Origin of the sequence: Daejeonella sp., from assembly GCF_046590655.1 — a bacterium.
In the GTDB taxonomy this organism is placed as follows: domain Bacteria; phylum Bacteroidota; class Bacteroidia; order Sphingobacteriales; family Sphingobacteriaceae; genus Daejeonella.
In genome coordinates this window covers 1-7,189 of the sequence record NZ_JBKJUM010000062.1, presented here as the reverse complement: position 1 = coordinate 7,189, position 7,189 = coordinate 1, and the positions used below count along the sequence as shown (strand labels likewise).

Below are 7,189 nucleotides of genomic sequence, written 5' to 3'. Positions count from 1 at the left end.
CCCGGTCATTTGCACAGGTACTTTTTGTCCGGCGGCTTCTAAAAAAGTAGGTGCTAAATCGGTTAAACTCACAAATTCTTTGATGCGCTGGCCAGGTTTAATTTTACCTTTCCACCGGATGGCCAACGGCATACGGACCCCTGAATCGTATAATGTAGCTTTCGCACGCGGAAATGGCATACCATTATCGCTGGTTACTACTATAATGGTATTATCCAGTTGGCCGGCATCTTCTAATATTTTCAGTATTTCACCTAATTCTCTATCCAGACGCTGTATCTCAAAATAATAATCTAAAATATCGCTTCTCACAATGGGGAAATCGGGTAACCAAGCCGGCACTTGCACTTTACTTGGCTGCATTCCAGATTTTTTTCCTGACCCTGATTCGTATTCACGATGAGGATCAGTACTGCCAAACCAAAAACAAAACGGGTTATCTTTAGGAGCTTTTGAAAAGAAAGTAGCGAAGTCTGGGTTTGGTTTGCCAGCAGGGTTAAAATCATAACCTCCGGCTATAAAATTTCCTGGTCCGTATCCTTTTCGGGTAAGCCCAACGTAATAGCCCTGGCTCTCTAAGATGCGGGTATAATTAGGGTATTCTTTATTTAAAACGCCCCATAGGTTTGCACCTTGTTGTAAGCGGTGCGGGAATTGCCCAGTAAGAATAGCAGCGCGGGATGGTGCGCAGGATGGTGAGGCACAATAGGCATTATCAAACAAAGCCCCTTCGCGCGCCACACGATCAAAATTAGGGGTCTTAATAATATTATCACCATAAATACTGGCATGTCCATAAGACCAATCATCCGCGATAACAAACAAAATATTGGGTTGTGTATTTGGAGATTTGGGCTTTTCGAAACTAAATAATCCAAATAATACTAAACAGGCTAAAATCCATCTAAAATGTTTCATAAATATTTAAAATCAGATTAATTTATAATACAGTCAAATATCGAAAAGAAGCAATTTACATCAATCAATTTACCTTTTCTCTCCAGACTCGAGCTTGACAATTAAGGCCTTCGCAGCTCTCAGATCATAATCAAAATTTTTATCGAGAATAGATTGGGGACTCTTGCTGGTGCTTTCGAGAGAAGCAAATTGCTTCAGGGCTGCTAAGGCTGGCTTCGCTTGCTGCCCCATAATTTCTAAAATATTCAGGGCCTGCACCCGGGCATGCAGGTTATTATTGATTAAGGTTTGCGATAAAATGGGTAGCGCTATCGTTGTTTCTCCCAGTCCATACAACGCTTCGGCTGCCGCTATACGCACAGCCGGTTCCGAATCCAACAATAATGCTTTTAATTGGGGTTTTGCTGCTGCCGCTTTTTTTTCTAAAATTACACATCCAATAACGGCCCAATACCTCACGATCGGGTTCTTATCGTTTAATCTTTCGATTAGTGTATTTAAAGAGCCGGCATCCCGGGTCGATGCCATTTCTGCCGTTTCCAATATTTCTGCCAGGGGATATTTTTCGCTTTGCGCAAAATCGTAGACAGTGCCGGTTTTCGCGATTTCGTATAGCTTAGCTTCCGGAATAAAACCAGCATCCCTGGTTTTTATTAAATAGTTCCGATTATCAGCCCGCATGGTTTCCAGTACCTTTTTATATGCCTGCTTGCCGGCCAGGTTCGTGATATTATGCGGATCGGCAGTTACATCGTATAATTCCTCGGTTGGTTTTACTTGCCAAAAACGGGATTGATCCTGGTTTAAAGTACCGGCCCGGTAGGCATTTTCCCAAGATACCATGGAGGGTGCCTGCCACAGATAAGAAATATGTTGACCGTATATTTTGTGCGGCATATAATTACGGACATATCTAAATCTTTTATTCCTGATAGAACGTACTAAATCCGTGCGCTCGTCCATCCTGCCCCGAAAGCCAAAAGCATAATCTTCAGGTTGAGTCTTTTGCTGGCCTAAAAAGGCATTTCCCTGCATGTAATTAGGCACTTTCACACCAGCTAAGCTTAAAACCGTTGGTGCAAAATCTTTGAAAGAAACCAGGCGGTCGGTTCGGGAAGCGGGCTTACCCGAAGCTAAAGTTTTAAATTTTTCTGGCATTCGGATAATTAAAGGCACCCTGAGCCCGGACTCGTATATAAAGCGCTTGCTGCGACCTAAAACACCACCATTGTCGCTGAAATAAAAAACAATGGTATTTTCTTCGAGGCCTGCTTCATTTAATTCCTTCAGCAATTTACCTACCTGTTCATCCATTGTCTGCAGTTTGTCGTAATATTGCGCCCAATCGTGTTTCATTTCGGGCGTGCGCGGATGGTAAGGGGGAATTGGCACCTTTTCCGGATCATGTTTTAAAGAAGCTAAAGGGGTATGAATATTGCTTTCGTGCGAAACTTGAAGATTAAATACGGCGAAGAACGGCTGGCCGGATTTCCGGTTTTTATAGGTAGCGGTGGTACTGGATTCATCCCATGCTTCGGGCTGATCGATGGTGTTATAATCTTTCTTGGCGCTATTGGTCGTGTAATAGCCAGCTTCCCTTAAATACCTGGGAAAAAACTTAATAAATGCCGGTATGGGATACTCACTACGCATGTTTTCAGTGCCCATAGATGAAGCCAGCATACCCGTAATGAGCGTTGATCGGGAAGGTGCACAAACCGGGGCCGCACAAAAGGCATTTTCATATAACACACCCCGGGCGGCCAATTTATCAATATTTGGAGTGGTGGCAAACTTGTCGCCGTAACAACCTAGCAGCGGACTGTTGTCTTCGCTGACAATCCAGAGAATATTTGGGCGGTCCGTCTGTTTTTGGGCACACAGGCTTAAGGAATAACCCGTAAGCAGGAACAAAAAAAAGGATTTTAAAGTGTTCATAATAACATAGCGGCCAGGCTTTCGGTGTAAATATAGTTTCAATCCTTCCAATCAGACCCTGTTTAATTAATAAATCGCCAGTCAAGAGTTTCCCCCTATGGACAATGGTGGCTGATTTTGTCAGTATTGAAGACATGGATAAATTTTGTAAGTAAAAAATTCACTGAATTCCACAAACAACACGGACATATTTCGGATAGTTTAGTTTTATTTGATGCCCTTAAAATATCTACGCCTTAAAATTCGTCTTAATCCAATTTGAAAGAGGCATCATTTCTGGAAATTCTGCACGGTCCGATGTCACGTCATCCATAAGCAGTTTGCTATGTTTATCCATCCAACTGAACATTTTATACAGGCTTTTACCTAAAAACAACCTTACTATTATTCCAGGTAAGTGATTATATTCTACTTTTTTGTTTAATGCGATTGAAAATTTTTCTGCCACTTGCAGAGAATCTAACAGTTCATTTCCTAAAGTGAGCGTTTTCCCTGAATATGCTTGAAAATTCCCAAAAATCTTCACTGCAGCTTTGCCAATGTCGTCTGTCGCAATGTAGGGCATTATTGTATCGCTGTTAATAGTCTGCGAAAGTTTCCCTTTTAATATTCCCTTTTTGACCTGGGGTATGAGAAAATTCTCATAAAATGAAGCGGGACGTATGATGGTATATGGCAGGGCCAGTTGTCGGATATGGTTTTCAATGACAAACTTACTGTCAAGATGTGGAACTCCGGTGTTAAGATGCGCAGCAATCGCCGAGGAGTACAAGAAATGTTTTACACCCGATTCCATCGCTAATGTAGCTAAACCAATACCCTGCGAGATCTCTTTATTAACTCCATTCTCAAATGTCTGGACGCTGAATACCCCATGCACCCCGTTAAGGTGTTCACGGTAAGTTTCAGGTTTATTTAGGTCGCCCTTTACCAGGATTGCATTTTGGTTCTTTAAAGCAAGTGCGTTAGGAGAATCTGGATTTCTTGTGAGCACTTTCACTGTATAGCCATTCTGAATTAAATTTCTCGCAACAGCGCCGCCTTGCTTGCCGGTTCCGCCGGTTACTAGTATATTTTTGCTCTCTGACATAATTTATTGCATTAAACATTTACCAAGCTTTTAACAATAAATATAAAACAATAGCAACATTATCAAGCAGTTAATTATTGCAATTATTTCGATTTTAATGTGATGTGCTTTACCGCGATTTTAATCAAATCGTCAGGGAGATTCCTTGAGTTTTAAAAGGTATTATGCAGGAAGATGACTAGCGGAGGGGTTGATGGTACCGAGTTTCAGCTAATGATAATTGGAGTATGACTTGCTTAGTATCCCTATTACTATCCGTTTTAGGATGAAGATTAAAAAAAGCCTCTTAATTGCTTAAAAGACTTTTTTTGTTAACATATGGCGGAGAGGGTGGGAACAATTTATTTAAAATCGTAACCTCATAATCAGCATTTTATATTTTTTGAGCCTTTAGGGGGCACCGAATAGGGCACCTTCAAATTCGACCAAATAACGCTATTGCTTATTAATATCAAATATAGTGAAAATCTTAAGCTGTTTTAAGACTTACTTTATTTGTGTTTTTAACCATTGCAGGTATTGTTCAGTTTGCGAGACTAAGTAATAAGGCAGGTTGAGTAAATGATAGGTTTTTCCGCCTGGCGTTGATGCTTTAGTGATACTAATTTCTCCTGCATAAAAACGAATTGCCATCGGATGCGGTGCCAGATCCATAAACAGATGTAATGATTTCAGTTTTCCTTCCGTCCCGGATTTTACTTCAACAGGTATAAGTTTTCCATCAAATGGCCATATATAATCCACTTCAGCGGTGGAACCCTGTTTTTCTCTTACCCAAAAATTAAGCCTGCTTAATGCATTAAATTGAGTAGCCAATAATTCCTGCCCAACCAGATGTTCAATTAAAATGCCCTGATAAACTTTATTTAAATCAATGGTTCCCAATATTTCTTTTTGTATTCCTGCAAAATAGTTGAGCATACCTGTATCGAGCACCTGCAACCGGGGAGATTTTTTATGATCAGGCAATAATGGCAATTGCACATTTGTACAAGGATACAACAGTTGAATGAGCAGGGCTTTTTCTAAGGTACGTAACGCTTCGCCCATATCGCGGGAACGGTAAGGAGAATTACCAAAACCTTCAAATTTTATTCGTTTTCCAGCCTGTGAAAAAGAGGCTCGAATGGCATGTCCTATGTGTTGAACCTGTGAGGCTGTGGAGGTATATTTCTCCACATCATCTATATAAGCGGTGATCAGAGAATCATAAATAGAAGAAAGTGCAGTTAAATCTTTGTTTTGACTATAATGCGCCACCACTTCCGGCATACCTCCAATAAGCGCATAAGTATGGAAAAGCTGTAAAAGTCTGTTGTGGGTAAACGGGGCGGCGGGTATTTGCAACAGGTATTGTAATGCCTCTTTTTCACCCAATGCTTCTAAAAATTCCGGAAAAGATACAGGCCTTAATACTTTATATTCCACTCTGCCAACCGGGAAGCTAATATTTTTATCAAACAGGGTTTCCAGCATACTTCCGGCTGCAATAACAGCTATACCTTTTTCTGTTTCATAGAAATACCTCAATATGTTCAGTGCTTCGGGCACTTCCTGTATTTCATCAATAAATATCAGGGTGCTATTTTTTTTGGTGAATGGCAGGTTTTTGATGAAAAACAGGGTCTGTACCAGTGTTTCAATGGTACTGAATTGCTCAAAAGGCTGCCTGTCGTTAGTTAGTTCCAGGTTCAGATAAATATATTGTTCAAACTGACTGGCAAACTGGTTAACAACCGTAGTTTTTCCAACCTGCCTTGCTCCTCTGATCACCAGAGGCTTACGATTGCTCTTAGCCGCCCATGTTTCTAATTCTTTGAGGATTAATCTATTGAACATATCACAAAATTAGGGTAAATTATCTTATATTTTGTAATAAAATTAGGGTTAATTTTTTGATATTTTGTAATAGAATGGGGGTAATTTTAAGAAAATCTGTAATTAATAGTCTGCTAAAGATAGTCCGGCCACTTTCCAACCTGCCTTAACACTTTTTCAACCGCTTACTAATTCTAAATTATTTTATTTATGAAAATAGCCCTGATACCTATTACTAAAACAAAAAACCCTATCTGTTTAAGTAGGGTTAATTGGTTTTTAATTGCGGAGAGGGTGGGATTTGAATGATATATGTATTTTACTGATTATAAGTATTTTACAACATAATTGAAAATGTAGACAACGATTAAGACATTATTGTCTCAGAAACGATGAAATTGACTTAAATGGACTTAAAGTTTAATGATCGACTACATTCATATACTCACTAGGATACTAGGCTCACAATAATCAATGCTCTTAAACCTACCGATCCCGGAATCTAAGACTTTAATACTCAGCACCATCCAGCACGCAAGTAGATGAAGTGTTCTTTCTAATCCGCATTTAAGCATTCTTCGCCAGATTTTAGTGTGGCCAATTCCACTGGATGATATTGAGTGACTTAGATTGAGATTTTTATATATTTAACAATTGAATGCTTTATTCTCATGCAACAAATTAGTCCACAATACTGACAACCTCATTGATAACGAAGGTGCTTTATGGAAGCTAATAATAATTAATCAGATAGGAGAATAAAAGATCACTGAAATAAATGAGCAAATTAAATTATATCGACCTTTTCGCAGGTGCTGGTGGTCTTTCAGAGGGGTTTATTAGAGAAAGCTTTGAGCCGATTGCTCATGTTGAAATGAGTGCAGAAGCATCGGACACCTTGAGAACAAGAGCTGCTTTTCATCATTTCAAAAACACGAAGAAGTTTAATCCGTATTACGCTTACTTGAAACAAAATATTTCTAGAAGTGAGTTATGGAATACCATTCCACAGCATTTACTTGAATCTGTTATTAATGAAGAAATCACAGTCAAAAATATTAAAAACATTTTTTCGAAGATTGACTTGCAACTTGATTCAAAGAAAGTTGATTTAATAATTGGAGGTCCACCTTGTCAAGCATATTCCCTTGTTGGTAGAAGCCGTGACCCCAACCGAATGAAGGGCGACAAAAGAAATTTTTTGTTTCGTTACTACGCTGAATTTCTAATTCGCTATAAACCGCGATTCTTTGTATTTGAAAATGTACTGGGATTACTTACAGCCGGTAATGCAACGTATTTACACGAGATAATGGCACTTTTTGCAGAAATTGGTTATACAGCGGACTACAAGGTTTTAAATGCTGAAGAATACGGCGTACTTCAAAAACGCAGACGAGTAATTATCATTGGAGAAAAAGGTAA

5 protein-coding genes are annotated in these 7,189 nt (G+C 39.4%); 1 reads left to right on the top strand and 4 read right to left on the bottom strand.

Translation table 11 applies throughout. The annotated features are described in order from the left end of the window. The 4 genes from ACLL8Z_RS06820 to ACLL8Z_RS06805 all read right to left on the bottom strand — a co-directional run. On the bottom strand, window positions 1-918 hold a 918-nt coding region (locus tag ACLL8Z_RS06820), incomplete at its 3' end, for a sulfatase (RefSeq protein WP_411274018.1). Window positions 919-987: 69 nt separating this feature from the next. Continuing rightward, on the bottom strand, window positions 988-2,856 hold the full coding sequence (locus ACLL8Z_RS06815; protein WP_411274017.1) for a sulfatase-like hydrolase/transferase: 1,869 nt from the start codon (window positions 2,854-2,856) through the stop codon (window positions 988-990). A 229-nt stretch (window positions 2,857-3,085) separates the two neighbouring features. After that, window positions 3,086-3,946, bottom strand: coding sequence for an NmrA/HSCARG family protein (locus tag ACLL8Z_RS06810; protein WP_411274016.1), 861 nt, complete (start codon window positions 3,944-3,946; stop codon window positions 3,086-3,088). A 486-nt stretch (window positions 3,947-4,432) separates the two neighbouring features. Beyond that, window positions 4,433-5,785 carry an ATP-binding protein gene (locus ACLL8Z_RS06805; protein ID WP_411274015.1) on the bottom strand — a complete coding sequence of 451 codons (1,353 nt, stop codon included), beginning with the start codon at window positions 5,783-5,785 and terminating at the stop codon, window positions 4,433-4,435. Between the two features lie 757 nt (window positions 5,786-6,542). Here ACLL8Z_RS06805 and ACLL8Z_RS06800 point away from each other — a divergent pair. After that, window positions 6,543-7,189, top strand: a 647-nt coding sequence (locus ACLL8Z_RS06800; protein WP_411274014.1) for a DNA cytosine methyltransferase, incomplete at its 3' end; no start/stop codon positions are given.

What these genes read in the sequence shown, in the direction of transcription:
- ACLL8Z_RS06815 (WP_411274017.1), bottom strand. Translation starts at nt 2,856, where the DNA reads ATGAACACTTTAAAATCCTTTTTTTTGTTCCTGCTTACGGGTTATTCC.
- ACLL8Z_RS06810 (WP_411274016.1), bottom strand. Translation starts at nt 3,946, where the DNA reads ATGTCAGAGAGCAAAAATATACTAGTAACCGGCGGAACCGGCAAGCAA.
- ACLL8Z_RS06805 (WP_411274015.1), bottom strand. Translation starts at nt 5,785, where the DNA reads ATGTTCAATAGATTAATCCTCAAAGAATTAGAAACATGGGCGGCTAAG.